Source organism: Fictibacillus barbaricus, from assembly GCF_031457135.1.
Lineage (GTDB): Bacteria > Bacillota > Bacilli > Bacillales > Fictibacillaceae > Fictibacillus > Fictibacillus barbaricus_A.
Window position 1 is genome coordinate 217,862 of the sequence record NZ_JAVDWA010000001.1, and the last position, 25,913, is coordinate 243,774.

Annotated in this window: 26 protein-coding genes, 3 pseudogenes and 1 riboswitch; of the genes and pseudogenes, 15 read left to right on the plus strand and 14 right to left on the minus strand. The window is 38.6% G+C overall.

The window, feature by feature from the left end:
• Positions 1-151: 151 nt before the first annotated feature.
• Positions 152-2,161 (plus strand): methyl-accepting chemotaxis protein, encoded by a 2,010-nt coding sequence (locus J2X07_RS01125; RefSeq protein WP_310255727.1) that lies wholly within the window; start codon positions 152-154, stop codon positions 2,159-2,161.
• Positions 2,162-2,503: 342 nt separating this feature from the next.
• On the opposite strand, the gene J2X07_RS01130 is transcribed toward J2X07_RS01125, so the two are convergent.
• The 3 genes from J2X07_RS01130 to J2X07_RS01140 are packed head-to-tail and all read right to left on the minus strand — an operon-like array spanning position 2,504 to position 5,191.
• The gene (locus J2X07_RS01130; protein WP_310255729.1) at positions 2,504-3,484 is read right to left on the minus strand and encodes an ABC transporter permease; all 981 of its coding nucleotides are present in this window, start codon (positions 3,482-3,484) and stop codon (positions 2,504-2,506) included.
• Positions 3,477-4,391 (minus strand): ABC transporter ATP-binding protein, encoded by a 915-nt coding sequence (locus tag J2X07_RS01135; protein ID WP_310257352.1) that lies wholly within the window; start codon positions 4,389-4,391, stop codon positions 3,477-3,479. Before J2X07_RS01135 ends, J2X07_RS01130 begins: the two co-directional genes overlap by 8 nt.
• On the minus strand, positions 4,391-5,191 hold the full coding sequence (locus tag J2X07_RS01140) for a GDSL-type esterase/lipase family protein (protein WP_310255731.1): 801 nt from the start codon (positions 5,189-5,191) through the stop codon (positions 4,391-4,393). The genes J2X07_RS01135 and J2X07_RS01140 overlap by 1 nt, the downstream gene beginning before the upstream one ends.
• 143 nt (positions 5,192-5,334) lie before the next feature.
• Here J2X07_RS01140 and J2X07_RS01145 point away from each other — a divergent pair, with 143 nt between their 5' ends.
• The 6 genes from J2X07_RS01145 (at position 5,335) to copZ (ending at position 10,716) form a co-directional block, all read left to right on the plus strand.
• Positions 5,335-6,549 carry a DUF418 domain-containing protein gene (locus J2X07_RS01145; protein ID WP_310255733.1) on the plus strand — a complete coding sequence of 405 codons (1,215 nt, stop codon included), beginning with the start codon at positions 5,335-5,337 and terminating at the stop codon, positions 6,547-6,549.
• Between the two features lie 32 nt (positions 6,550-6,581).
• Positions 6,582-6,974, plus strand: a complete 393-nt coding sequence (locus J2X07_RS01150) for a hypothetical protein (RefSeq protein ID WP_310255735.1) — start codon at positions 6,582-6,584, stop codon at positions 6,972-6,974.
• Positions 6,975-7,162: 188 nt separating this feature from the next.
• A complete protein-coding gene (locus J2X07_RS01155; RefSeq protein WP_310255737.1) occupies positions 7,163-7,708 on the plus strand; it encodes a TVP38/TMEM64 family protein in 546 nt (181 codons plus the stop codon).
• A gap of 78 nt (positions 7,709-7,786) precedes the next feature.
• Positions 7,787-8,074: a metal-sensing transcriptional repressor gene (locus tag J2X07_RS01160; protein WP_310255739.1), complete on the plus strand. Its 288-nt coding sequence runs from the start codon at positions 7,787-7,789 to the stop codon at positions 8,072-8,074.
• A gap of 15 nt (positions 8,075-8,089) precedes the next feature.
• The gene (locus J2X07_RS01165; RefSeq protein ID WP_310255740.1) at positions 8,090-10,495 is read left to right on the plus strand and encodes a heavy metal translocating P-type ATPase; all 2,406 of its coding nucleotides are present in this window, start codon (positions 8,090-8,092) and stop codon (positions 10,493-10,495) included.
• Between the two features lie 11 nt (positions 10,496-10,506).
• Positions 10,507-10,716, plus strand: coding sequence for a copper chaperone CopZ (copZ, locus tag J2X07_RS01170; RefSeq protein WP_310255741.1), 210 nt, complete (start codon positions 10,507-10,509; stop codon positions 10,714-10,716).
• A gap of 348 nt (positions 10,717-11,064) precedes the next feature.
• Here the strand turns inward: copZ and wrbA are convergent, their stop codons facing one another.
• From wrbA to J2X07_RS01185, 3 genes are all read right to left on the minus strand, one after another.
• Complete coding sequence (wrbA, locus tag J2X07_RS01175) at positions 11,065-11,691, minus strand: NAD(P)H:quinone oxidoreductase (RefSeq protein ID WP_310255743.1); 627 nt, start codon at positions 11,689-11,691, stop codon at positions 11,065-11,067.
• Between the two features lie 281 nt (positions 11,692-11,972).
• Positions 11,973-12,158 (minus strand): hypothetical protein, encoded by a 186-nt coding sequence (locus J2X07_RS01180; RefSeq protein WP_310255745.1) that lies wholly within the window; start codon positions 12,156-12,158, stop codon positions 11,973-11,975.
• A gap of 135 nt (positions 12,159-12,293) precedes the next feature.
• Positions 12,294-12,965: a phosphatase PAP2 family protein gene (locus J2X07_RS01185; protein WP_310255747.1), complete on the minus strand. Its 672-nt coding sequence runs from the start codon at positions 12,963-12,965 to the stop codon at positions 12,294-12,296.
• Positions 12,966-13,285: 320 nt separating this feature from the next.
• On the opposite strand from J2X07_RS01185, the gene J2X07_RS01190 reads away from it, so the two are divergent.
• The 7 genes from J2X07_RS01190 to J2X07_RS01220 all read left to right on the plus strand — a co-directional run bounded on the left by J2X07_RS01190 (position 13,286) and on the right by J2X07_RS01220 (position 17,739).
• Positions 13,286-13,510, plus strand: coding sequence for a hypothetical protein (locus J2X07_RS01190; RefSeq protein WP_310255749.1), 225 nt, complete (start codon positions 13,286-13,288; stop codon positions 13,508-13,510).
• A 381-nt stretch (positions 13,511-13,891) separates the two neighbouring features.
• Positions 13,892-14,101, plus strand: coding sequence for a hypothetical protein (locus J2X07_RS01195; RefSeq protein WP_310255751.1), 210 nt, complete (start codon positions 13,892-13,894; stop codon positions 14,099-14,101).
• A gap of 261 nt (positions 14,102-14,362) precedes the next feature.
• Positions 14,363-14,920 carry a DJ-1/PfpI family protein gene (locus J2X07_RS01200; protein WP_310255753.1) on the plus strand — a complete coding sequence of 186 codons (558 nt, stop codon included), beginning with the start codon at positions 14,363-14,365 and terminating at the stop codon, positions 14,918-14,920.
• Between the two features lie 215 nt (positions 14,921-15,135).
• Positions 15,136-15,780, plus strand: a complete 645-nt coding sequence (locus J2X07_RS01205; RefSeq protein WP_310255755.1) for an FMN-dependent NADH-azoreductase — start codon at positions 15,136-15,138, stop codon at positions 15,778-15,780.
• A gap of 94 nt (positions 15,781-15,874) precedes the next feature.
• On the plus strand, positions 15,875-16,486 hold the full coding sequence (locus tag J2X07_RS01210; protein WP_310255757.1) for a nitroreductase family protein: 612 nt from the start codon (positions 15,875-15,877) through the stop codon (positions 16,484-16,486).
• 111 nt (positions 16,487-16,597) lie between these two features.
• Positions 16,598-16,783 (plus strand): YtzI protein, encoded by a 186-nt coding sequence (gene ytzI / locus J2X07_RS01215; protein WP_310255759.1) that lies wholly within the window; start codon positions 16,598-16,600, stop codon positions 16,781-16,783.
• Between the two features lie 32 nt (positions 16,784-16,815).
• Positions 16,816-17,739: a DNA-3-methyladenine glycosylase family protein gene (locus J2X07_RS01220; RefSeq protein WP_310255761.1), complete on the plus strand. Its 924-nt coding sequence runs from the start codon at positions 16,816-16,818 to the stop codon at positions 17,737-17,739.
• A gap of 287 nt (positions 17,740-18,026) precedes the next feature.
• Here the strand turns inward: J2X07_RS01220 and J2X07_RS01225 are convergent, their stop codons facing one another.
• The 7 genes and pseudogenes from J2X07_RS01225 to J2X07_RS01255 all read right to left on the minus strand — a co-directional run.
• On the minus strand, positions 18,027-18,959 hold the full coding sequence (locus tag J2X07_RS01225; protein WP_310255763.1) for an ATP-grasp domain-containing protein: 933 nt from the start codon (positions 18,957-18,959) through the stop codon (positions 18,027-18,029).
• 94 nt (positions 18,960-19,053) lie between these two features.
• Complete coding sequence (locus tag J2X07_RS01230; RefSeq protein WP_310255765.1) at positions 19,054-20,277, minus strand: hypothetical protein; 1,224 nt, start codon at positions 20,275-20,277, stop codon at positions 19,054-19,056.
• Positions 20,271-21,494 carry a DUF58 domain-containing protein gene (locus J2X07_RS01235; RefSeq protein WP_310255767.1) on the minus strand — a complete coding sequence of 408 codons (1,224 nt, stop codon included), beginning with the start codon at positions 21,492-21,494 and terminating at the stop codon, positions 20,271-20,273. The genes J2X07_RS01230 and J2X07_RS01235 overlap by 7 nt, the downstream gene beginning before the upstream one ends.
• 2 nt (positions 21,495-21,496) lie before the next feature.
• A complete protein-coding gene (locus J2X07_RS01240; protein ID WP_310255769.1) occupies positions 21,497-22,444 on the minus strand; it encodes an AAA family ATPase in 948 nt (315 codons plus the stop codon).
• 152 nt (positions 22,445-22,596) lie between these two features.
• A pseudogene (locus J2X07_RS20010) lies at positions 22,597-22,884 on the minus strand (3D domain-containing protein); the annotation flags it as partial.
• Between the two features lie 36 nt (positions 22,885-22,920).
• A pseudogene (locus J2X07_RS20015) lies at positions 22,921-23,184 on the minus strand (peptidoglycan-binding domain-containing protein); the annotation flags it as partial.
• A 263-nt stretch (positions 23,185-23,447) separates the two neighbouring features.
• Positions 23,448-23,567, minus strand: a pseudogene (locus J2X07_RS01255) (aspartyl-phosphate phosphatase Spo0E family protein); the annotation flags it as partial.
• A 221-nt stretch (positions 23,568-23,788) separates the two neighbouring features.
• On the opposite strand from J2X07_RS01255, the gene J2X07_RS01260 reads away from it, so the two are divergent.
• Positions 23,789-25,366, plus strand: coding sequence for a cation:proton antiporter (locus J2X07_RS01260; RefSeq protein WP_310255771.1), 1,578 nt, complete (start codon positions 23,789-23,791; stop codon positions 25,364-25,366).
• A 106-nt stretch (positions 25,367-25,472) separates the two neighbouring features.
• Here the strand turns inward: J2X07_RS01260 and J2X07_RS01265 are convergent, their stop codons facing one another.
• Positions 25,473-25,634 carry an aspartyl-phosphate phosphatase Spo0E family protein gene (locus tag J2X07_RS01265; protein ID WP_310255773.1) on the minus strand — a complete coding sequence of 54 codons (162 nt, stop codon included), beginning with the start codon at positions 25,632-25,634 and terminating at the stop codon, positions 25,473-25,475.
• Between the two features lie 41 nt (positions 25,635-25,675).
• Positions 25,676-25,762, minus strand: a riboswitch (cyclic di-GMP riboswitch).
• Positions 25,763-25,913: the final 151 nt, after the last annotated feature.

Genomic DNA, 25,913 nt, shown 5'->3' on the forward strand with positions numbered 1-25,913 from the left:
ATACACCAGTGGGTATTACGTACTATTTAACGAGCAGCCTTGAAAAACACTGTATCTTTTGTACCTGTTTAGCCCTATGCGATAAACCTCATGTAAGTATTTGTCGATATTTAGAAGGTAATGAAGCAGGTAAGAACAGGGGGTTAAACAGATGTTTAGAAAGATACAAACGAAAATCATGTTGTCGGTAAGTATTCTTGTTGCGGTTGCGCTTATTTCTTCTTCATTGTTTTCGTATCTGCAGACGAAAAAGCAGATGGAAAAAAACATTCAGGAACAAGCAACAGGACTTGCGAACGATGTGAAATCTTCAACAGAGTTATATTTAAAGTCTTATGGAAGTACAATCGATCGCTATAGTAAAGATAGCCGGCTGGTCAATTACTTAAAAACGTTAAAAACAGATGAAACAAAAGGAATGAAAGAATCGTGGCCGATTATCGATCAAGATTTTCAGCACTTTTTAGATTTGAACAAAAATGCGGCAATTTTATATGTGGGGGCTGCAACGAAGCAGTTCAAAACCTCTCCTAAGATCGATCTTCCTGACGGTTTCGATCCGACAGGACGCCCGTGGTATCAAACAGCTATCCAGTCACCAGAAAAAGTGATGTGGACAGACCCCTATAAGGATGCGAGTTCTGGAGAATATGTGGTTACAGTGGCCAAACCTGTACTGGATCCTGAGAACAGTGAAGTACTTGGTGTAGTAGGAATGGACTTAAGTCTTGCTGGTCTATCAAGTATGATCAATCAAACGAAGGTTGGCTATAATGGTTATCCAATCCTATTGGATGCAAAAGGAATGGCCCTTGTACATCCAAATGAACAAGGAAAAAACTTAAGCAAACATTCCTTTATTAAACAGATGTTTAATAATGAAAAAGGAAACATCAATTATACGTACAAAAATACGGACCGTGAGCTTTTTTACAATTCAATTAAGGATACAGGCTGGAAGCTCGGATTAGTTTATAAAAAAGCAGATTTGCTAAAAGATGCCCAGCAACTTAGAAATACGGTATTATTATTCGCTTCTATTGCGGTAGTGATTGCTCTTTTATTAACCTATTTCCTAGCTAGAAGTATAGCGAACCCGATCCGAAATCTGCAAAAACAAGTACAGCTCGTAGCAGAGGGGGATCTGACAGTTTCGGTCAATACAAAATCTAAAGATGAAGTGGGCACACTCACTCATCATTTTAATGCGATGGTAGAAAACATGAGAGGTCTGATCTCTTCAGTCAGTCAATCTGTTGAGACGGTGAATGAATCTACATCAAATTTAAGTGCCGTGTCTGAAGAAACGATCGCGGCGAGTGAAGAAGTATCCAGAGCGGTTGCTGAAATTGCTTCAGGAGCTACAACACAGGCAGAAGATGCGGACGAAACAAATAGAAGAACACTTGACCTGTCTTCACAAATCGAAAAAGTAAACAGCCATGCTGAAGAAATGACCCGCTTATCTACATTTGCGGAAACTGCGAATACAAATGGTCTTGCTCAAATGAACGTTTTGCGTGAAAAAACGAACGAGAGCAACAATGTGCTGCACAATATTGAAGAAGTTATATCAGGTCTCGCAAGCAAAGTAGAAGAAATTGAAAATGTCATCCAGTCGATTACTGATATATCTGAACAAACGAATTTGCTTGCCTTAAATGCAAGTATTGAAGCGGCTCGAGCGGGAGATAGCGGAAGAGGTTTCGCGGTTGTTGCAGATGAGGTCCGTAAACTTGCAGAACAGTCGGCTGTGGCGGCAGATAAGGTTAGAAAAACGATCGCTGGAATCGGAGCAGAATCTGTACGAGCAGTAACAGAAATGGAACAAACAAAACAGATTGCCATCCAACAAAACAAAACAGTTTCTGATACTGAGCAAGCGTTTAACGAAATCGCTGATACGATGAATAATATGGTTAAATCCATTCATGAGATTACAAGTGAAGTAGATGTCATAAATAACTACAAAGATGAGGTAGTTGCATCCATTCAAAGCATTGCAGCAGTAGCAGAGCAATCAGCTGCGGCAAGTGAACAAGTGAGTGCATCTACAGAGGAACAAGTTCGTGCGCTTGGAACGGTATCGAAGTCAGCTGAAGAATTGAATGAAGCTTCTCACTCATTAGCGAATATGATTAAGTATTTTAAAATTAATTAACCAATATTCTAAACGGATGAAAAAAAGAAACAAAGCCAGGTGCTCTGTTTCTTTTTTTGTTGTTTTATTAATCATTGTTGTTTTTTGAAAGCTGTTGATCTCCGTTTCAGGATGCTCGCTTTCCGCATGGTGTGTGGTGAGCCCCCTTAGAAGATGGATGAATCCTGCTCCTACGTCTTACAAGAAAATCCTGCCGAAGTTAGCTTCTTCGTCGCATACCTTTCTAGATGAATATTCAGGTAGCTGGTATGCAGGAGTCTCGCCCTTTCGCTCCAATTAACTATTCAATAAAGAACTTTTAAAAATATCTCTGTAGCAACTATCTTTTAGAAAAGAAACGTTTTAATAAATATCCCGCTTTGAAAAGGTTACGAATGAAATGATAAATCCTGCAAGTCCCCATACGGCTAAGACAGTCATTGAAAATCCTAATGTCATTCCTTGGATCGGAGTTGCCATTCCGCTTATGTAGTTTGTGAGCTGCAAGTTTACCATAAAGAAATATTTAGCACTTTCCCATGATGAGACCATGTTAATTAAAATCGCTCCTGCGATAAGAGCAGCGAGCATGATCCCCATAACGGCAGCTGTACTTCTTAATAAAACAGACAGCATAAAGGTCAATGTTCCGACGATCACACAAACATACCACACGAGTCCGAACTCCATTAAAATATACTGCCATTGCGGAATGATATGCACGAAATCTGTAACAAGCTCATCTCCAGAAACGGAAAACCCTGTTAGGAGCGGCATGCTCCAGCCGCCGTATCCGAAGACCAAACCGGATATCGCATAGGATAAGAAAGCAACCGAGAGAACTATAAATGAAACAGAAAGCAGCATCGCAACATATTTACTTAATAAAATGCGCCACCTTTTAACAGGCCTCGTCAAAAGAAGTTTTATCGTACCGCCGCTTGCCTCAGAAGATACGAGGTCTGCGACAATAACCATGACGAGTAGAGGCAATAACAAGTCAATCGAATTCTCTACAAAGACACGCATAAACGTCGGGGCACCAGGTGTGTTCGGATCGATATCATTTTCAAGATAATACTGCTGCTGTGACAATCTTATCTTTAAATATTTGCGCCACTCATCCTGCAGACGGCTGGAACTAAGTCTGTTTTGTGTATCTGTGATTTCTTGCTGAAGTACAGTCCGCCAATCTTGTGTCCCCATTTTTTCGCGTTGTTCCTGAATCTGCTTGAACTGAGCATATGTAAAAAGCGGAACAAGAAAAGCGATAATGAGCACGATGACGTAAAGCCTTTTCTTTCGAAGGAGCTTCAGCATTTCATTTCGAACAAGATTAATCAATAGTTTCTCCTCCTGTCACTTCCAAGAACAAGTCTTCAAGAGAAGGCAGCTGTGTTCTCATCTCTTTTACTTTCACACCAGCCATAACGAGCTTTTTATTCCATTCCGGCAATAACGGTTCATTATATAGTGTAATTAGCGTATTATCAGGTCCTTCTGTAACAACGGTTTCTTCTTGTAAAAGCTGTTTGGCAAGATGAGCAGGCTCTGCTTTCCAGATCACTCTTTCTTGTTCTGCCAGCAAATTATCTACTGAATCAGTCCGAATGACAGATCCTTTTGAAATAATAGCGACCCTGTCACACATGAGCTGTATTTCACTTAGAAGATGAGAAGAGACGAGTACACTTAAATTTTCATCTGCTGCGAGCTGTCTAATAAATTCTCTCATCTCGCGTATACCTGCAGGATCAAGGCCGTTAGTCGGTTCATCTAAAATAAGTACTTTTGGTTTTCCTAGGAGAGCCTGGGCGATTCCAAGGCGTTGTCTCATTCCAAGTGAATATGTACTGACACGATCATGAATTCGATTTGATAGGCCAACGAGTGTAATCACTTCTGCCAGTCTATCTTTTGGAATGGAAGAATCCATTCTAGCAAAATGATCTAGGTTTTCCCAGCCAGTTAAATAAGGATAAAGCTCTGGGTTTTCTACAATACAGCCAAGGTGTTTCATCGCAGCTGTAAATTCCGTCCGGACATTCCTACCTCCGATTTTTATCGTTCCAGAAGTAGGCGAGATCAAACCGACAATCATCCGGATTGTTGTTGTTTTACCAGCGCCATTTGGACCTAGAAATCCAAACACTTCGCCTGGATAAAGGGTAAAAGAAACATCTTTAATAATCTGTTTGCCCTTTATTTTCTTTGTAAGATGGTTTACTTCTAAAGCGGGGGTATTTGTCATCACTTTTTTTCCTCCTGTTCAAAGTCGATCAGTGAGGCTACGCGTTCTGCGATAAGCTTGTAACCTTTTGTATTAGGATGAAATTGGTCCGAATATAAAAAGTTTTCGACCTGGAGTTGAAAAAGGTCAAAAGTTGGAACATAGACGATTTTTTGAAAAGCGGCAGCTGTCTCTGCAGTTTGAAAGTTCCAGTCTCGTACAATGGAGGACGTTGTTTTCGCTTCTGCTAGATTACTGAATGGATTGTAAAGACCGACATGATAAATGACAGCATGATTGTTTAAGTTCCGTAATTGTTTATAAATCTTTGAAATGTTGTTTAAGTAGGTTTGTTTTTGAGCGTTGATCTTATCTAAATTTAACGATTCTAATGTAGTCCCTTGCTGAAAAAGATCGTTGCCGCCGATGGTCATAATAATCACATCTGCATTTTTCACTTGGCGCTGGATTTCCCGCTGCTGAAGCTGTCTAAGGAGTCCGCGTGTAGTTTCCCCTTTAACAGCCGTATTGATAAGAGTGACGTCTTTATCTGACTTTTTCTTTATGATGTCTGTTAGGTAACCAGCATATCCTTTACTGTCAGCATCGCCTGTTCCGCGTGTTAGGGAGTCGCCTAAAGCAAAGATAGATAAGTCGTTATCCCCTTTTTTCTGTGTGAAAGCTTCTGTTTTTTCAGCAGGTTTTAGTGTCTTTTTATTGGCTGTGAATTGATCTTGCATTGTCCATCCTAATCCAATCAGCCACACAAGGGTCGCCAGGATCGAAACAGCAGAAATTGCAGTTAGTATGTACTTTTTCAAAATATCCTTCATCCTTCCCGATTCCCTTATTCTGTTCTTTATAGGATAGCAAAAAATGAATCGTTTTCTAACTTTTTTGCCTTTTTAAGGTAAAATAAATCAAAGAGGAGTGAAAAAATGCAAAGATATGAGTGGTTACATATATGAAGTGGGCGCCAGTAGAGGAGAAGAAGCGGATTGAGTCGTTAGATATTTTAAGAGGAATTGCCATTTTTGGTATTTTACTAGTTAACATGAAATCTTTTTCAGGGCCAGATGATCCGATCAGAAGCTTAAGCTATGAATTTTTTGATCAGCCTTATGATGTTTGGACAAATATTTTGCTCGATTTTTTTGTTCAAGGAAATTTCATTACGATGTTTTCGTTTTTATTTGGCTTTGGGATGATTTTAATGGCCGAAAGAGCGGCAGAAAACGATAAGAGTTTTGTTCCTATTTGGATTAGACGCCAATTCGTTTTGCTGGTATTTGGAATTCTTCATGTCGTCTTTTTTTGGTACGGAGATATCCTGATTACATATTCGATCGTCGGACTGCTCATGCTTTTATTTTATAAATTACAGCCTAAGTTTTTGCTCAATGCGGGAATCGTACTGCTCGTTTTATACGGATTGTTTATGACCAGCCTTACTTATTTCTACTGGGCTAGCGGGACCGCGTTAAGTGAGCAGGCAGCGTCAAACGCACATCACCTTTCAGAAATTAAAAGATCGATTCAAATTTATAGTGAAGGTACATTTGGAGAAATGACAGCAGAACGTATACGAGAATGGAAGGATCTAAACAGTTTTCTGCCATTTTTTATAGCAGGTCTGCTGCCGATGTTTCTTTGGGGAGCATATGCCGCTAAAAAGCGCACTTTTTCAAACCGAACATTGTGGAAGCTTTGGTTTTCTGCGCTGATCTTAGGGGCAGGAAGCAAGCTGCTTCCTATATTATGGTTTGGCTATAAAGGCGAAGATTGGCATTATGATACAGCAATGTCCTGGGGTTACGAATTTGGCGGACCGATGATGAGTATCTTTTATATTTGTTCGATTGTTCTTCTCTATAGACATGGAAAGTTTAAACGTTTGTTTAACTTATTCCGTTTTACAGGCAGGATGGCGTTTACGAATTATTTAACACAATCAATAGTCGCATCAACCCTTTTTTATAGCTATGGCTTTGGATTGTACGGAAAGTATGGTCCGTTAGTTGGCGTATGTTTTGCATTTATTATTTTCGGTGTTCAAGTTTTGTTTTCGAAATGGTGGCTTTCTAATTATTATTTCGGCCCATTTGAGTGGGTTTGGCGTTCATTGACTTATGGTAAATTTCAGCGGTTGAAAAGAGTTAACGAACATACTGCATTTTAAAGCAATGAAAAAAATGGAAAAGAGGCTGACAGATGCAAGAATATGGATATACCAAAACGATAGGAGTTACATTAGGTGTGTTAACAATCATTGTAGCAATCGGATTTGGAATCCTATCTTTAATCGGAATGAGTTTATCAAAAGCATTGAATGGCACACAAAATAGTTCTTCAATGGACAGTTCTGTTTTGATTGTTTTTTGTTTACTTCTTCTATGCGGTTTTATTACAGCCTTTGAATCTCACAAGCTAAAATATAAAGCATGGAAAATGTTTTATACGGGATTCTGTTTGTTACTTGGCATCGGTTTTGTAATTATTTTTTTTGTATCTTTAGGGGCTCTTGGTTCTAAAAATGAGATCTTCATTTTGTGCATGGGAATCATTTATTTCGTTTTAAGCTATTTAGTGAGAAAGAAAAAATGAGCGGAACGATTATGTCAAAACATGGCGATTCGTGGTTAAATCAAAATACCTGAAATGATGGTTGTTTTCGTGGATATATAAGTGTTTACAGCGTATATATGGCGAAAATAACTTCAAAAGCCATGCAGAAACATGGTTTTTTTAGTACCATAAACAGGATTAGTTTATAGTAAAGCAGGCGATACATAATGACGGATTCAGTTCTTGTATTTTTCAAAGAATATAGTGAGTGGGCAATAGGGATTTCCCTTTTATTAAATATCATAATTGCTGTGCTGGGTGTCGTCCCATCTGTTTTTTTAACAGCTGCTAATATCCTGTTCTTTGGCTTTTGGAACGGGACGGCTGTTTCTTTTGCAGGAGAATCTTTTGGAGCTGTCGTTTCATTTGTTTTTTACAGAAAGGGATTTCAGAACGTATCCAGACAAAAACTGATGAGGTACCCACGGGTGGTTAATTTGCTGGATGCTTCAGGAAAAGAAGCCTTCACTTTGATTTTTTCTTTACGCTTGCTCCCGTTTGTACCATCAGGTCTTGTCACATTTGCAGCGGCGATCGGCTCTGTTTCTATAGGAATATTTGCTGCAGCTAGTTCTCTTGGGAAAATCCCGGCCCTGCTGCTCGAGGCTTTTACGGTTTATAACATTACCGAGTGGAATAGAGAAGGAAAGGTTATTTTAGGGGTTATCGCACTAATAGCCATCTATGGAATGGTAAAAAAGAAGACACCATAAAACAAATGATTTGTATACTATAGGGGGGTATAGTATATTATAATTATAACCAGCTTCCATTTGGGGAGGATGATAAAAATGGATCAAAAAACACATCGGTGTGAAAGTGATAAACAAAATTTAAACAACCGCTTAAAAAAGATCGAGGGCCAGATTCGCGGACTGCAAAAAATGATTGAAGAAGATCGTTATTGTATCGATATTCTTGTTCAAATTTCTGCAGTTAACGCAGGATTAAAAAGAGTGGGCTTTCAATTGATGGAACAGCATACTAAGCATTGTTTAACAGATGCAATCCAATCCGGCGATGGAGAAGCATCCATTGATGAATTAATGAAAGTAGTCCAGCAATTTTCTAAATCATGATAGGTGGTGGGAACCATGAGCAAAAAGGAAACGATACTCGGTATAACAGGAATGACATGTTCAGCTTGTTCGGTACGCATCGAAAAAGTGCTGAACAAAATGGATGGAGTAAAAGCAAATGTTAACTTAGCCATGGAAAAAGCCTCTGTAGAATATGATCCTAAAGTTGCTCCGCTTAACGAAATTGAGCAAAAAATTGAAAAGCTAGGCTATGGTTTAACGAAAGAAAAGGTAGATCTCGATATACGGGGTATGACCTGTGCAGCATGCTCAACACGCATCGAAAAAGGGCTGTCCCGCATGGATGGCGTCAAATCAGCATCAGTAAATTTGACTGGTGAAACGGGCACAGTAGAGTACGACCCAGCAGTGCTTACTGTTAGTGACCTCCTAAAAAAAATCGATAAACTTGGTTACACAGGCTCTGTTAGGCAAGACCGGGAAAAGAAGAAAAGTATAAAAGAAGAAGAGATTGCATCTAAAAAAAGAAAATTGATCCTTTCTATTGTGCTGTCCCTTCCTTTACTCTATACGATGATTGGCCACATGCCATGGGATTTCGGATTGCCGCTGCCAAGTCTTATGATGAACCCTTGGTTTCAGATGCTGCTTGCGACAGTCGTTCAATTTTACATTGGCGGGGCTTTTTATATAGGTGCTTTTCGCGCCATTAAAAACAAAAGTGCAAACATGGATGTACTTGTTGTATTAGGAACATCAGCAGCTTATTTTTACAGTGTGGTTGAGGTATTTAAAACAATTGGCAGCCCCGGTTATATGCCGCAGCTATATTTTGAAACGAGTGCTGTGCTGATTACGTTAATTTTAGTAGGTAAATACTTTGAAACACTTGCAAAAGGACGGACGACTGAGGCCATTTCAAAACTGCTTAACCTGCAAGCCAAGGAAGCGACAGTCATTCGTGACGGTAAAGAAATGAAAGTGCCTCTCGATCAAGTTGTACGAGGTGATAGGATCCTTGTAAAACCGGGTGAAAAGATTCCGGTGGATGGGAAGGTAATCTACGGTCATTCCTCAGTCGATGAAAGCATGATTACAGGCGAATCCATTCCCGTCGATAAAATGGAAGGCGATCACGTAATTGGAGCGACGATTAATAAAAACGGTACGCTTAAAATGCGAGCAGAAAAAGTCGGAAAAGAAACGGCGCTTGCAGGAATTATCAAAATCGTTGAAGAAGCACAAGGATCAAAAGCGCCAATTCAAAGAATGGCTGACATTATCTCTGGTATTTTTGTCCCGATCGTAGTAGCTATCGCAATCATTGCGTTCGCAGTGTGGTATTTCCTTGTTTCACCAGGGAACTTACCGCAAGCTTTAGAAGTATCAATTGCTGTTTTAGTCATCGCCTGCCCATGTGCATTAGGGCTTGCAACCCCAACGTCGATTATGGTTGGAACAGGTAAGGGCGCTGAGCAGGGAATTCTGTTTAAAGGCGGTGAGTACCTGGAAAAAGCTCACAAAATCGATGCCGTTCTTTTAGATAAAACAGGGACTGTTACGAAAGGGAAACCAGAGGTAACAGACCTTATTGAATTAAAAGAAGGGTTTCTGTCAGAAGTAATCTCTGCTGAAAAAAATTCAGAACATCCCCTAGCGGAAGCAATCGTGGAGTATGGAAAGCTAAAGGAAATAGTATGGAAGGAACCTTCATCATTTCAAAGCATTCCCGGTCATGGAATTGAAGCGATTGTAAATGGGAAGACCATTTTAGCAGGAAATCGAAAGCTGATGAGGGGAAAAGGCGTGTTGATTGATCAGCACGAATCATTGATGGAGATCCTTGAAAAAGAAGGGAAAACCGCAATGTTAGCAGCAGTTGATGGTGATCTTGTGATGATCATCGCCGTTGCCGACACGGTAAAAGAATCCTCCAAACAAGCGATTAAACATTTGTTTAAAATGGGTATTGATGTATATATGGTAACAGGAGACAACGCAAGAACCGCAAATGCCATTGCAAAGAAAGTTGGTATACAAGGAATTTTTGCAGAAGTTCTTCCTGAAGAAAAAGCGCTTAAAGTAAAAGAACTTCAGAAACAAGGAAAGACAGTAGCCATGGTTGGTGATGGAATTAATGATGCACCTGCACTTGCCACAGCTGATATCGGAATGGCTATCGGAACAGGAACAGACGTAGCGATTGAAGCGGCAGATATCACGCTTGTCGGCGGGGATTTAAATCACATTCCAAAAGCAATCGAGTTAAGCCGGAAGACCATGAGAAACATCAAACAAAATTTATTCTGGGCTCTTTTTTATAACTCGGCAGGCATTCCAATCGCGGCATTAGGATTATTAGAACCGTGGGTAGCCGGAGCGGCGATGGCATTCAGCTCCGTTTCAGTAGTATCCAATGCACTGAGATTAAAACGAATGAATTTTGACAACAAATATTAGGAGGAATAATAATGGAAAATAAAACATTACATGTAGAAGGTATGACTTGTGGGCATTGTAAGAGTGCTGTAACGAAAGCATTGACTGAACTTGATGGTGTGAAGAACGTTGTGGTTCATCTAGAAACTGGCAAAGTAAATGTTGAAGTAGATCCGTCAAAAGTTTCAGATGCTGAAATGCGTGAAGCAGTTGAAGAGCAAGGCTATGATGTAAAAGCATAATATATAATGGGAAAATAAAAAAAGTCGCTTCGGCGGCTTTTTTTTGTGCTGTAAGATAGGATGAGTATTAGATTTAGTAGAAATAATCGCGGGGGAATCTTAGTAGGTTTGTTCACCGCAGGTTTTTTTAATTGGCTCTTATGTAAGAAGCTCTTCATAGAACAGTTCATTGGAACGGAAGAGCGAGACTCCTACGGGCTCACCGCACGCCACGTGGAAAAGCGAGCCGCTGCAGAGGAAATATTAATAGCATTCAAAAGCAACAAAGTTTGCGAAAACAGCCTTTTAATTAAAAAGCACCCTTATCTATAAAAAGAAAAGGATGCTTGTCCCACGCTTAAAAAAAGGTTAAATGTTCCCTTTTAATGCTTTTGCGACTTTCGCAACGCGAGCCCCTAGTCGGGAAGCCATTTGTTTTTCACCATCGGCAGGCTGTTTGCTTCCGTCAGGTCCTGCAACTGTAGAAGCAGCATAAGGTGAACCGCCAATACCTTCAGCTGTCATTTGTTCAGGATTCTCACCGTAAGGAAGGCCAACATAAATCATTCCAAAGTGCATGAAAGGAACAAAAGATGTAATCGCAGTTGATTCCTGTCCGCCGTGGATTGTATTCGAGCTCGTAATGACCGCTGTTGCTTTACCTTCAAGATCACCATTCGCCCATAGGCCGCCAGCAGAGTCGAGAAATTGTTTCATCTGAGCAGGCATCATGCCAAACCTTGTCGGAATACCCCATACAATTCCATCTGCCCATTTTAAATCATCCTGTGTAGCTTCAGGAATGTCTTCTTGTGCTTCCTGGGCTTTAACATAAGCATCCTGCTGGGACATATATTTTTTCGTTATTTCAAATTCAGGAACTTTAACAACTTTTACTTCTGTACCGTCTACTTGCTTAACTCCTTCAGCAGCAGCCAGAGCCATCTCGTGAATGTGTCCGTAAGAACTGTAGTATACAACTAAAACATTAGCCAAAATAATCTACCTCCTTAAATTTGACGACAATGTTACTCTTCCCGTTTCTATAAAATTAAAATCGTCAAATTAAAAAAATAATTAATCAGGCGTGTCATTTAATAAGGATAAGGATAGTAAGGGTGAGGAGGATAATATGGGTAAAGTGATAATGCGGTAAGTGTGGCAAGAGGGTATATTTGACGGTAGTACTTGCGATAACGCGGACCGCCATACTACTGCCTTTGATCTTGTGGGACAAACTGCTGTCCTCCATGCATTTCTTCATCAGTGGGCATCATTTACTGAGGGACGAGTATGTAAACATTCTTATGATCCAGATCCGTGATCATTCCTTCGACTTGCTGACCATCATCCGTAATTGCGATAACATGGTAATACATGTGATGCTTACAAAGCTGATGAATCGATTTATTTGTACGATTCCAATCTTCTGGATTAATCTCTCTCTTTTTGATTTGTATCACCCCTTCCCACTGTTCATTTTTTTCATCATTTTTAGAGATATACCTTGCTAAGTGAGATGGAGGGAGGATAAATAAACAGCATAAAAAAACGACTCAGAAGTGATTAATTTCACTTTTGAGCCATCTTTATGACAATTAACTTTTTTCGGAGCTCGGCAGTTTGGCTTTTGATTTAAACAAGCGTTTAAAAAAAGCAAAAACCATTTCTGCTTCCAAGTAATAAAAAAGCTTGAACAACAGACTTCCGAGTAATATACCCGCAACAGCATCTAATACAACATGCTGTTTGAGAAATAAAGTGGACAAGATAATACTGAAAGCAATCGTTGAAACAATTACATCTCTTTTGATTGTCCATGTTTTACTGTGGCGAATCGCTAGGATCATTAAATAACTGGTGAGGACATGGATACTTGGAAAACAATTAAAGGGCTGATCTGCACCATAAACATATTTAACCAAGCTTGTAATAAATCCATCTCCATTTACTTCTGGGCGGGGGACTGTCGTTTGAAAAAAGAAGTATACTGCGTAGCAAATGAGCATGCCAACACAGAAACTCAACAATGTCCGGTAATAAATCGCTCGATCAAATACACATAAATATACAAACATTAAAAAGATAAACGCGTACCACAATAAATAAGGAACTACAAAAATCTCTATGAAAGGGATTTTGTGATCTACTGCAGTTATGAGTTGTCTTGCTCCACGCTCCCCATCGTTTAACACTCCATAAATAATACTTAGTAAAGGGATAGAGAGGAGAAGACATAATGCTAAAATATTCTCTTTTATTAATCGCACTACGAACTACTCCTTTATCTATTGTCATTTTCATTTCTATACCCGTTTTGTGAAGATATACACGTATCCTTAAAAATTACCATATTGTGGATGATGTGTCATTCAATAAATCCTCAATTTCAAATAAAATTTTTTTTGATGTTCGTTTCTTTATTGTTCCCAAGTATTTTTTTAAAAGGGCTGGCACTATTTGAGACAAGTAGTAATAATATCAAATAGCAACAAAATTTTTTTTTGACTTTTCTGATAAATAGCATATAATGAAAGTACAACTTTGTGACCTAATGCATAATTAACCTCTTTTGAAAGGAGTGTTATGGATGTATGTAGGCAATACCATTAAAGTTAGCCGCTATGACGGAGAGTATTTTGAAATTAGCCATGATTGGCTAATGGAAGTGGTATGGAATAAATATAACATGCCGCTTAATGAGTTTATGTCGTCTTATGACAAATTTGACAGTGATTATATTTATTCACTGGCAGTTATCCAGTCCATTGAATTAAAACTAGAACATGACGAAGATTACCTGCATATCGGGTAGTCTTTTTTTTAGGTTCTTTACTTAAAGTTGTTTTCGTATTCAATGTTGCTTTTGAAAGTAATTGATCTCCTTTCCAGGTTGCTCGCTTTCCGCGGGGCAGGCGGTGAGCCACATTTGTACGTTTCACTTTTAAGTGTCTCAACTGCCAGCCTGTCCCGCAGGAGTCTCACACCTTCCATTCCGATCAACTGTCTAAGAAGACAATAAAATAAGATTGATGCTGAAAAGTACTTCTTTGAAAAGTTAATTGAAGCAAGTTTTGCAGCGAAAATTAACCCCATACAAAAGAAACAAAGTTTACGAAAATAGCCTTTTTTATGTCAAAAGTCATTCTCCCTACATACACTGTGTTTAGAGTTTAGGGTAGGGGAGTGCAAAAAAATGGCAAAAAAGAATGCAAAGAAAAATAATAAATATGACAGCCAAGTAAACAAATATCAGCACACAATGAAAATGGTAACAAGCGAAACGTGTATAGCGTGTAAAACGCAGTGTGCAAGAGGCTTGGAATACATTGATCGAATGAGTGAACCAGGTGCATTCGGCAAAGGCGTAGCTTGCCACCTCACGAAAGGAAAAGGGTTTAGGTAATATCCTCTATTGAATATGTAAAAATAACGAAAACTAAGAGACCACCATATAAAAGGTGATCTCTTTTTTTTATGTAAAAAGAGAATAACCGTCATTTCTTACCAGTTAACTTGGGAAAACTGCATGCTTTATACTAAAAAGAAAGCACATGTTCCCGTTCAATTTTCCCAATACACAGGAATCACCTGCCTTGTTACAATAAGAGTATCCCAACGATCTGTATGAAAGGCGGGTAAAAAAGTAACAGGATGGGTGAATGGTGTGAAAAAGAAAGTATTGGTTTATTTATATCCTCAATTTAGAGAAGTAGAGATTATGACAACTTTGTCTATAGTCGGCAAAAAATATGAGGTATTGCCTTTTTCACTATTGCCAGGAACTGTTACGAGTGAATGCGGATTAATGATGCAGCCTGTGATAAAGATGAAGAACATTAGTCCTATCGATTATGAAATGTTAATCATACCCGGCGGCAAACAAGTTTTCACTCAAGGAAACACAAGACTTATGCATTTAATCCAAGTGTTTAATCGTGAAGGAATTAAGATTGCGGCAATTGGAAATGGTGCTGCGATTTTAGGAAGAGCAGGTGTATTGAACAATCGTTCTTATACCGTTTCCTTGAAAGAAGATGAATTCTCAAAAGCCGGTAATTGGCTGAATGGAAATTTCTCTTCTAAACAATTGGTTGAAGATAAGAATATTCTTACTGCCCAAAGTCATGCTTATATTGATTTTGGATTAACGATCGGGGACCGTTTGAAATGCTTTGACGGCCTTGAGGAATATAACTTTTATAAAGGTACCAGTTCCTTTTAAGGAATTAATGACGCTCCCCCTTACGTTCTCTGGCTTATGCTGGAGAACGTTTTTTTACACTTGGAAATAACTAACAAAAAGTCAGTTTAATAACTTTTAGTTCATCGCTTGACAAAAGTAAGTGACGGTATTATTATATAAAAGTATTAACTAACAAAAAAGAAGTTAATTGAAATAACTTACAAAATTACACATATTAAAGGAGAGATTTTCAAATGAAAGTACTTTATATCAATTCTAACCCAAAACCGATGGAACAATCTTTTGGATTGCGTCTAGGCAGACATTTTCTTAATGAACTATCTAACCAAAATGAAAATGTAGAAATCGAAACTGTTAATTTATACGAAGAAAATATTCCATTGATCGATGCGGACGTTCTCGATGCTTGGGGAAAAGCTGCAGCTGGACAAGAACTATCACCATCGCAAATTGAAAAAACAACTCGAATGGGCGAAATTTTAAATCAATTTTTAGCTGCTGATTTATATGTGTTTAACACACCAATGTGGAACTTAAGCTATCCGCCAATGTTAAAGGCATATATCGATAACATCGTAATGGCTGGTAAAACATTCAAATATACAGAAAACGGACCAGCAGGATTGCTTGGAGGAAAAACGGCTGTTCACATTCAATCACGCGGCGGTGTTTATTCTGAAGGACCTGCTCAAGCGTTTGAATTTACGAATGGTTACTTACAAGGTGTAATGGCGTTTATCGGAATCACTGATTATCATCATGTATTTACAGAAGGTATGGCTGCTGAGCCAAATCGTGCAGAAGAAATTTTATCTGATGCAAGCGAAAAAGCTTCTGAATTAGCAAAAGTTTTAGCATCAGCTAAAAGCAACGCTTAATAAGGATCCGCTAAAAGTGGAATAGTAAAAAGGTGACTGTGAAAATCAGCACCTTTTTATATTTTTATTAAATATTCAAAAGGAGTGGAGAGGCATGAACGAAATTTTCAAAGTCATGGAAGAACGATCAGCAGTACGTCTCTATCAAAAAGATAAAGAAATTCCGAATGAGACATTGTATAAAATTTTAGAAATGGCAGGAAAGGCACCTTCAGCATGGAACCTTCAGCATTGGCGCTTCCTTGTTGTAACAGCTAAAGAACAAAAAGAAAAGCTGTTCCCGATTGCTTATAATCAAAAGCATGTGCTGGATGCTTCTGCAGTTGTCATCATCTTAGGGGATACTGAGGCAGATAAAGTAGCTCCGGAAGTTTTTGAAAAAGCACCTGAGGAAGCACGGAAAATGTTATTGAACAACATTAATAGTGCATACTCTCAAGGACGGCCATTAGGGGAAAAAGAAGCACTAAAAAATGCTTCATTAGGAGCAATGCAGTTAATGCTTGCTGCTAAAGCATTAGGCATTGATTCTTGTCCAATGTCTGGCTTTGATCACGAGGCGATTATCCCTGCATTTGGCATCCCGGAAAGATTTATTCCAGTTATGATGATTACACTTGGATATGCAGATGGGCCTGCAAAGCCAACTGACCGTTTTGATATTAAGCGACTTGTCATGCACGAAAAGTTTGAAGATAACTTTTAATGCCTAATCCTAATAAGAGCAGTCTCGTTTCACGTCTGTGAAACAGGCTGCTTTTTGTTTGGGTAAATATGCTATTATTTATGTAATATCAATACATAAAGGGGCTTTTTCATGAGTACTTTAACCATCTCTTTACTCGCTTCACTTGTCATTATTATATTTGTCATTATCATTTTTGCAGCTGCAATCACAAAAGGCTATTCGTACAAACATACAGTTGATACGTTAGAAGATAATCCGTATTTAAAGGACGAAAACGAAAAAAGCGGAGCGGTAGAAAACGAAAAAAACGAATAATTTGATGAACCTGGAAGGGAAGAAGAGCAGAAATGGAATTTACGATCAGCCCAAAACCACCATTTGATTTTCAAAAAATGATGCAGCGTTTGACGGTTACAGGAAAAACGCATGTCTTAAAACTAAATGAAGAACTGACAACGTATGAGAAAATGGTACGTATCCAGGATCAGGCTTGCTATTTAGGTGTCACTTCTATAGGGACAGTCGATCATCCGGTTTTGAATTGCCGGGTTATACCCATCCAAGGCGAAATTAGTGAAAAAGAGGCAATGAATAAAGTGCAGCAGCTTTTTTCAACGGATCTGGATCTTTATCCTTTATATGAACATTTTAAGAGTCATGAAAAATTAAGACCTGTTTTAGAGCGTTTTAAAGGTTTAAAGCTTTTAACGGAAACAGATTTATTTGAATCGATCGTAAAAATCATACTCGGTCAGCAAGTAAATTTAACGTTTGCTGGTACGCTGACAGACCGCTTAATCAAACTTGCCGGGAAAGAGATAGATGTTGAAGGTTCCATATTTCAAGTGTTTCCTGCACCAGAAAGGATAGCGAAGTTAACATACGAAGATTTGCGTGAATTGCAATTTAGCCAAAGAAAAGCAGAATACATTATTGATCTTGCGCGTTTGATCGCAGGTGGGACTCTTGATTTAGAAGGTTTATGGGATCGAACGGATGAAGTGATAATGAAACAACTGCTTCCATTAAGGGGCATTGGAAAATGGACAATTGAGTGCCTTTTAATATTTGGTATGGGCCGTCCAGATATTTTGCCGGCAGCGGATATTGGCCTTAGAAACGCCGTTCGAAATGTATGGCATTTAAACAGCCAGCCATCTGAAGAAGAAGTACGCCAGCTTGCGGAAGATTGGAAACCTTGGCGCACATATATCACCTACTATCTATGGGAAAGTCTGAATCAAACACCAAATGTTGTGGATCAAACGTGAAAATGCCAATTAAAGGAATTTTTTATTTATTTTCATGTCAAACTAGACGACGAATTGCGATTTGAAGCTTTCCAGTACTGGAAAGTAGCTGAATAATATAAGAATTGGACTTCGAAGGATGATTATCCGGCAACAATCTCGCGGATTTTAGTGATAATCTCGCGAAAAACATTTAAATTCTCTCGACAAGAATCTCGCGGATTTTTGAATATACTCGAGAGTCGACAAAAACAGCTATAAATCGACATGGGTAAAATGCAAAAAAAGAGGTAAACCCACATTCGGGTTTACCTTAGCTCTTTCCCTAAAAATTCCGCAATGGCTTTCATTCCATAAATGCCTGCAGCTTCTTCAGCGTCGCGATTATAGTTGGTATTCGTGTTTACGTCATACGTAAACACGTTTCCATTTTTATCTGTAATGATCTCAATTCCAGCAAACGTAATCCCATTCGCCTTTAAGAACGCTTCATAATGGGATTGAAGAGGAAGTGTGAAATCTTCTAAAATCTTGAACTTAGGTGTTTGCTCAGCTGGCTCTTCCGTAATCGGACAAAATTGATCGCCGATCTGGCAAGCGTCAGCAGGACACAATTCAAATCCTTCAGACGTATCTACTCGTACAGCGTACAAAAATTTTCCGCCAACGAATTCACAGCGAACGATGAACGGTTCAGGTGCTTCAATATAATCCTGCAGCAAAGTGATTCCGTCGATTGAATCATCAAACTGATCACCGTTCACGTAAGATTCCAAAGCTGATTTTGATTGAAAAAGCTGAACGCCAAGTCCTTTACCAGCTCGGTTAGGTTTCGTTATAAACGGTCCATTAAAATGATCGGCTGCTTTTAATAGTTCCTCTTTTCCATATGCCGCGATTGTTCGAGGTGTTGGAATATCGAAATTTTTTAATGCACTATATTGGTTTACCTTACTGATCTCGAGCTGCAAAGCCCTGCTATCATTGAAAACTTTTCTGCCGCAGCTCTCAAGCCATGCGAGGACCGCAGATGTGTATTCCGGTGAATAACGATGTCCTCTTGTATGGGATGAAGCACTCATCCGATTATAAAAAATACCCTCCGGCGGTGCAGCGGCTAAATCAATATGCCCTTTAGCCATATGCCAATCTTCATAGGGAAGACCTAATTCGTCAAAACGCTGGAATAATGGGGCAGTCCACTCACTGTTCTCATGAATGACGTATATTTTTTTGTCCATGGGTATCCTCCTCACATCAAATCCGACTACTCTTACAAACTTAGTCTATTATAGATAGCTGTGATTGAACAGGTAAACGCAAAAAAAAGAAGCCTTATTTCGACTTCTTTTTCTGTAAATGTTCGATTTTTTCTAGTTTTTTTAATGCTTTGGAGTAAGCAATAAATTCTTCATTTGATAGAGAATGATCTCCATAGCGGACTTTTTCATAGCTGTTCAGCACAGTTTCTGCTTCAGAGCCTGAAAGCTTCAACCGCTCAAACCACACTGGAGCGGATTCGCCAGGCAACCTGGGAAATCCATGCTTAAACATCGTTTTTTCAAACTGAGAAAACCTCTTTCGTGTACGGTCTTTCGCGTGAAGCCATCTCCGATTTATGAAAAAGGAATCATCTAGATCTGAACTGTTTAAAGATGTTACGGTTCCCGCTAATAATGCATCAGGTTTTAGCTGCTTGAACAATCCCTTTTTCCAGATGTAAATAGCAATCAATAGAATGAGAACTGCCGCAAGACTCCAGATAAGGGGAGAATAATCGTGATCGAATAAGTTTTTATTCCACTTTTGTTTGAGTAAGTCATCGGTCGGAGCACTATCACCTAGTTTACTTTTAATATCTTCCTTTTTTAATAATCTAAGTAAATATTGTACAGTTCCAGAAAACAGAGAAAAAAACTTCCATAGAGGTATGGCAAGTACATAATAAAGTACGAAAAGTATCCCATCAAAAAACCAAAGTATTACGGCTTTAAGCGGACCCATCACAACAAGCATGATTAAGCCAAGTCCGGCAATGACAAGAACCGGGTAGAAATCTTGCCGCACCTTATCACGCGATGTTTTGTTTTTAAGATAATGAAGAAAGATTTTCATTCCTAACATGAAAATAAATTGGATAAAGACTGCACCAAACAAAACACCATATCCCTCATTTTGAAACAGAGAAAGACCGCCTGCAAATAATGCGCTAATTGTAATAATAGCTTCCGTATCTGGCTTTAATGGATCTTCCCAGTTAACCGTTGTTCTCCAGGCGATAATAAGTCCGAGTAATAAGGAAAGGGCAGCCGATGAACAAAGCATCCAAAATAGACCCGCTGCTAGAACGAATGAAATTACAAGATTTAACCGTATTAGATTTGGTTTAAGGTTAAAAAAAACGGCACTTAATGCAACGACAGCTAGAGTAGATAGGATGAACAAGCCTAAATCCTGCCATGTGGAGCCTTTAAAAAATAGAGCGAAAATGAGGAAGAGGAGCAGGCTGTCAAATATCATATTCAATGCGTAAAGGAGATTTCGTTCAAAGGTCAGCATGAAATCTCCTCCTTAGAAGTGTAGGGCATCAAATAGCTCTCATTCCCATTTTGATTCACGGCAAAAATTCTGCCGCCTGATTTTCTCCATTTCTGCAATAAAACGCTTGATTCTGCATCGTTCGGTATGGATCCAAGCAAGATAACGAAAGGGACAGACCCTATAAAATTGCGGTCAATTTTTTTCCACATGACTGCTGGTTTTACCGTCATACTCGTACGGTCGATCCTCGCAAGTCCTTCTAAAATTTTCATAAGATGCTGTGATCCGCTTCCTGAAGAGATATGGTAAACACCTAGCTGACCCGGTACTTTAAAGTTGATATAAACCTCAAATGGAATTCCCTTTTCTGCTGCAAACTTGCACATGTACGCCAAATAACTGATCTCTTTTTCAATCTCATCTGTGGATTTATTGCTTTTTTTCTTGTGATCAAGCTGAATTGTATAGATAAACGTCCAATGATAAACAACCGTCTTTTCAAAAACCTTTGTTTGAAGAGCACCTGTTTTAGCAGTCGCTTTCCAATGGATTTTATGAAATGAATCGCCTGATGTATAGTTGCGTGTTCCAGCCGGAAGGGAATCATTTTCATAGAGAGCAAAAGGACGTGCTGCTTCTCCAATACCTTGATAATAAAGCTGTTCGATTCCATACACAGGCAAGAGTTCAGGATAAACGATAACCTCTGCCGGAAAAAGCTGCTGATAGGATAATAGAAGTCCTCCTGCTTGAAGAGGATCTTGAACACGCACGGTAAGATTTGAAATTCTCGTAGTTCCGCGTCTATTTGCTTTAAAAGGAATGGCTTGCTTATAGGCAGTGTTACGAGAGACAGCAAATGGACGTGATATTTCGATCCTTCCTTGCGCGCCTTCATTTCCTTCAGAACCACCGGTCTCCGATATAACATCTCGATGTGTAAAAGACATTTCACCGCTAAAAGATGGCCATTTTCCCTTATGAAGCAGCTGTACATAAAATTGATCGGTATCTCCGGGAAAGAGGCGGTACGTTTGCTTTGATTTTTCCACATCTAAGGTTTTTGCAGCGGATTTAAACTGTAAAAGAGTCGCTCCATAAATAAGCATAATTAGAAAGCCGACTGCAAAAAGAAAGGTTATATCCTTATAAAAACCAATGAGAAGAATTAAGGGACTAAATAAAACAAGAGATTTAAATATCCCATTTATCCAAACTTCACTGTTCCATTGCATCGTTATCTTCCTGCCTCAGATTCTACCGGTACTTCAGTAGAATCAAGGATTTCTCTTAATACTTGTTCTTTTGTTTTTCTCATTGTTCCTTCCATAGATAGAACGAGTCTGTGTGAAAGAACATATGGAGCAACAAGCTGAACGTCATCAGGAGTAACAAAATCTCTTCCTTTTACATAAGCTGCTCCTTGAGCTGCTTTCATGAACGCAAGTGTTCCGCGCGGTGATACACCTGTTTCAATAAACTCATGATGACGCGTAGCATGAATAATGGATAGCAAGTAATTCTCAATCTCATCACTGACAAAGATCTGTTGAACTTCTTCCTGCATTTTTATGATATCTTCAAGCGAAAATACGGGTTCGAGATAATTTTGAGGATTTTGCTGGCGGTACATTTGCATCATGGCTTTCTCTTGACTCATATTAGGATACCCGGATGGCAGCTTCATGAAAAAACGGTCAAGCTGTGCTTCTGGCAGCGGGAATGTTCCATGAGATTCAATCGGATTTTGTGTCGCAATAACTAAAAATGGGGAAGGGAGCTTAAGTGTTTCCCCGTCGATCGTGACTTGACGTTCTTCCATTACTTCTAAAAGGCTTGATTGGGCTCTTGGTGTAGCACGGTTAATTTCGTCAGCTAACAAAATATTCGTCATAACGGGACCCGGTCTCATCTCGAATTCTTGATGCTTCGGATGAAAAAATTGGATTCCAGTAATATCAGCAGGCAGGATATCTGGTGTGAATTGTATCCTTTTGAAATCTCCCCCGATTAATCGAGCTAGACTTTTTGCCAGAACAGTTTTCCCTGTACCAGGGACATCTTCCAGTAAAAGATGTCCTTTATTTACAAGAGCAATCATTGTGAGCTCTACAAGTTCATCCTTACCTGTTAAAACTTGTCCGACAGAATTTTTAAGTATAGAAACTTGGTTAAGTATGTTCATATGTAACTTCCTTTCTAAAGTAAGTAATATAAACATACCATTATTACAATATTTAGAAAATATAAAATGGAATAAAATTGAAAAAAGTCAGACCCAATCAGGTCTGACTCAATCAATCATTTATTTAAAAACGCTATTAAATTACATTTTGATTAGTGCAAGATTGAGATATTTAGTGTTTTTCTGCCCCAGTTAACGGCTTTTGAATAATCTTTCATATATACATCAATCTCATTACCTTTAATACCTCCGCCAGTATCAGCTGCCACTGCATATCCATATCCAGGTACATAAACAACTGTACCCATAGGAATGACTTTAGGATCAACCGCGATAACTTTTGCGTAAGGATATTCTATTAGACTTGTTCCGCTTGCTGTTACACCGCTGCAACCTTCACATTCACTTGTGTAAGCTGTTGCTGAAACGGTCATGCTTTTTGATTGTAAATTGTTTTTTATCGTGCTGAATGTTTGGTTTCCTGCGATTCCATCGACTGAAATACCTTTTGTACGCTGAAAATCTAGTACTGACTGTTTAGTAACCGGACCATAATATCCAGTCGTAATAGGGAAATCAAAGAATCCCATTGCTTTGAGTTTTGCTTGAAGCTCATGAACATCTTGGTCCCATACGCCAGGACGAAGAGTATGATCCCCCATTGCTGCTTGTCCGCTTAATGGTAAAGAAATTAGTAAACCGAACGCTAATGCCCCTGTAATTACCCATTTTTTTATCATATGTAATTCCTCCTAGTATGTATAATTGGTTAAATGCGCCTCGGTTTCCAATTATACAAGCACTATGTGACAGTCTCGTTAGTAGAAGGTAACAAAGAGATTACAATATTATTTTCATATAGTAATAGGTAAAAATAGGAATTAGCAGAAAGGTAGGGAAGAGTGAAAGAGTGGCTGCGATTAAAGAAGGTTATCTCGACAAATTTCCCAGGAAATAGACAAAGGTTACTATTTTTTTGTGAATCTGTTACATCAGCATCTAACCGATTTAACAGCTGGTCCAGTTCCTGGCTGCAATTGATTGTCTCTTTTGCGGTAAGACCAAATGTTTTTCCAAGACAAAGAAGTACTTCTCTTTTTTCTTCAATTAATTGTAGCAACATGTACCATCCACAACTTTCTTGAAAGATTTTGTCTCAAAAAGTATGCAATATTTTCTGAAAAAGAAAAAGGGTTTCGTGGAAAATAGTGAAAATATTACAAAAAGCTTCAAAACCTGTATATGTATGTCGAACAAATCCATTTATTTTTAGCCTTTTCGTTTGAGGATGTGCAGGAGAGGAAAAAATAGAAAGAATAGATAGCAGTCTGAGAGGAGAAGAATATGCATCACTCATTAAATATAGCCTTACTATTATTAGCAGTAGCAGTTGGGGTGACGGCGCTAGCAAAAAAATGGAACAAACCTTATCCGATTGCTCTTGTTATAGTCGGGGGCATTATCGGTCTGGTGCCGGTTCCCACATTGGAACCTGTAAAAGGAATAATAGAAGAAGGATATACCTTTCAATTCATTATCATATCGTTATTGTTGCCTACCTTGCTTGGTGAAGCGAGTTTAAAATTGCCTTTCAGCCATTTGCGTAATCATACAAAATCCATTTTTGCTTTAGCCTTTGGCGGAACATTCGTCACTTTTATTATTGTTGGAACAGCTTCTTATTTTGGATTAGGTATGGGTATACAAACAGCATTTGTTTTTGCGGCTTTAATGAGTGCAACAGATCCGGTTTCTGTATTAAGTATTTTTAAATCTCTTGGTGTAAACCGGAGATTGTCGACCATTATTGAAGGTGAAAGTCTGTTTAATGATGGTGTAGCTGTGGTGCTGTTCATGATTACTTCCGTATATCTTCCTTCATACATACAGATGGGAGCCGGGGGTATAGCGGCTACGATTATTATATTAGTGAAAGTCGCTTTTGGGGGTGCGCTCGTTGGAGGTGCATTGGGTTATGTTTTTTCAAAGATTACAAGCTGGTATGATGATTATCCTTTAGAAATTCTTTTTTCACTCTTATTATTTTACGGTAGCTTTTCAATAGCTGAGTCCATTCATGTTTCGGGTGTTATTGCTGTAGTAGTAGCAGGGTTGATTTTTGGTAATTATGGCGCAAAGATCGGAATGAGTCCGACTACAAAAGTGAATATCCATTCTTTTTGGAATGTATTGTCACTCTTTGCAAATTCTCTTGTCTTTTTATTAGTAGGATTAGAAATCGCTTATATAGATATTGAGAATAAGCTGGGTCTTATCATCAGTGCTATTTTAATCGTTTTGGCAGCGAGAACAATTGCTGTTTATGTATCACTTGTTCCCATTAAAGGAATTCCGTCCAAATGGAAGCATATTTTGAATTGGGGCGGGTTAAAAGGATCATTGTCCATCGCTCTTGCTCTTAGTTTGCCAGGTGATTTTCCTGGGAGAGAAAATATTATTGTCCTTTCATTCAGTATTGTTTTCTTTTCACTGCTTGTCCAAGGTTTAACGATCCCTTCACTCATAAAACGGTTAAACATAAAAGGACACACGAAAGAAAAGTCGGAATACGATGTTACGTTTACTGCCGTTCATCGGTATGACTATGCAATTAAGAGACTGCAGAAACTCAAAAATGAAGCGGTCATTTCAACTGTGGTTTTTGATCGGATGAATAAACTGTATGAATTTAAAAGAGAAGAAGAAAAGAAAAAGCTGGATGACATGTATGAATCACATCCTGAATGGAAGGAATCACAAGAAAGATTGGCTAAGATTGAATTGCTTTATGCAGAACATGAAGCAGTTGAAAGGCTTTTGCGTAAAGAAATGATTTCGAGTCAATTAGCTGAAGAAGAGATCGAGCGGATTATAGATGAAATTGAGAAGAATAAAAGGGAAGGTGAGGAAGAGCAGGCATGAAAAAGTGTTTTTTTATCCATACATTAACAGATAAATGGTCTGTAAACAAAAGGTTAACTAAGGCTGACGGATACATCGGAACGTCAGCCTTGTTCGTTTATTCATTTTATTTTTGTACTACACTGTTGTATTGATTAAGCAATTTATCAAGCTGCTGGCTAACCTGAACTAACTTTGGGTGTGCCAATTCATGATTTAGCATAGATGAGGTTTTATAAAGTTCTTCTCTTAGGAAAGTAATGCGGTCGAGCATTGTCTTCTCCTTCATATATATATCTCCCTTACTAAATATTTACGACGAAGGAGTCATTCGGCAACTGGCTGACATATCTTATCATAGACTTAGTCCCTTTAGCTTTGCGTCCTTCTCTTTCGAAAAGTTTGCCTTTTCGTCGATTTTCCATAGTATAACATATTTATTCAGAAATGTTTACAAAAAATTACATAAATAGACAATCTTTACCCTTAATAGTTTCACTCTAGATCTATTATCGGATGAAATGAATTAATTTTAAATAGGAATCAGAGCAATTTTTGGTCATTTGAG

Coding starts and splice junctions, on each gene's coding strand:
- J2X07_RS01125 (WP_310255727.1), top strand. CDS start 152: ATGTTTAGAAAGATACAAACGAAAATCATGTTGTCGGTAAGTATTCTT.
- J2X07_RS01135 (WP_310257352.1), bottom strand. CDS start 4,391: ATGACAAATACCCCCGCTTTAGAAGTAAACCATCTTACAAAGAAAATA.
- J2X07_RS01145 (WP_310255733.1), top strand. CDS start 5,335: ATGAAGTGGGCGCCAGTAGAGGAGAAGAAGCGGATTGAGTCGTTAGAT.
- J2X07_RS01150 (WP_310255735.1), top strand. CDS start 6,582: ATGCAAGAATATGGATATACCAAAACGATAGGAGTTACATTAGGTGTG.
- J2X07_RS01155 (WP_310255737.1), top strand. CDS start 7,163: ATGACGGATTCAGTTCTTGTATTTTTCAAAGAATATAGTGAGTGGGCA.
- J2X07_RS01160 (WP_310255739.1), top strand. CDS start 7,787: ATGGATCAAAAAACACATCGGTGTGAAAGTGATAAACAAAATTTAAAC.
- J2X07_RS01165 (WP_310255740.1), top strand. CDS start 8,090: ATGAGCAAAAAGGAAACGATACTCGGTATAACAGGAATGACATGTTCA.
- copZ (WP_310255741.1), top strand. CDS start 10,507: ATGGAAAATAAAACATTACATGTAGAAGGTATGACTTGTGGGCATTGT.
- J2X07_RS01190 (WP_310255749.1), top strand. CDS start 13,286: ATGTATGTAGGCAATACCATTAAAGTTAGCCGCTATGACGGAGAGTAT.
- J2X07_RS01195 (WP_310255751.1), top strand. CDS start 13,892: ATGGCAAAAAAGAATGCAAAGAAAAATAATAAATATGACAGCCAAGTA.
- J2X07_RS01205 (WP_310255755.1), top strand. CDS start 15,136: ATGAAAGTACTTTATATCAATTCTAACCCAAAACCGATGGAACAATCT.
- J2X07_RS01210 (WP_310255757.1), top strand. CDS start 15,875: ATGAACGAAATTTTCAAAGTCATGGAAGAACGATCAGCAGTACGTCTC.
- ytzI (WP_310255759.1), top strand. CDS start 16,598: ATGAGTACTTTAACCATCTCTTTACTCGCTTCACTTGTCATTATTATA.
- J2X07_RS01220 (WP_310255761.1), top strand. CDS start 16,816: ATGGAATTTACGATCAGCCCAAAACCACCATTTGATTTTCAAAAAATG.
- J2X07_RS01225 (WP_310255763.1), bottom strand. CDS start 18,959: ATGGACAAAAAAATATACGTCATTCATGAGAACAGTGAGTGGACTGCC.
- J2X07_RS01230 (WP_310255765.1), bottom strand. CDS start 20,277: ATGCTGACCTTTGAACGAAATCTCCTTTACGCATTGAATATGATATTT.
- J2X07_RS01235 (WP_310255767.1), bottom strand. CDS start 21,494: ATGCAATGGAACAGTGAAGTTTGGATAAATGGGATATTTAAATCTCTT.
- J2X07_RS01240 (WP_310255769.1), bottom strand. CDS start 22,444: ATGAACATACTTAACCAAGTTTCTATACTTAAAAATTCTGTCGGACAA.
- J2X07_RS01260 (WP_310255771.1), top strand. CDS start 23,789: ATGCATCACTCATTAAATATAGCCTTACTATTATTAGCAGTAGCAGTT.
- J2X07_RS01265 (WP_310255773.1), bottom strand. CDS start 25,634: ATGAAGGAGAAGACAATGCTCGACCGCATTACTTTCCTAAGAGAAGAA.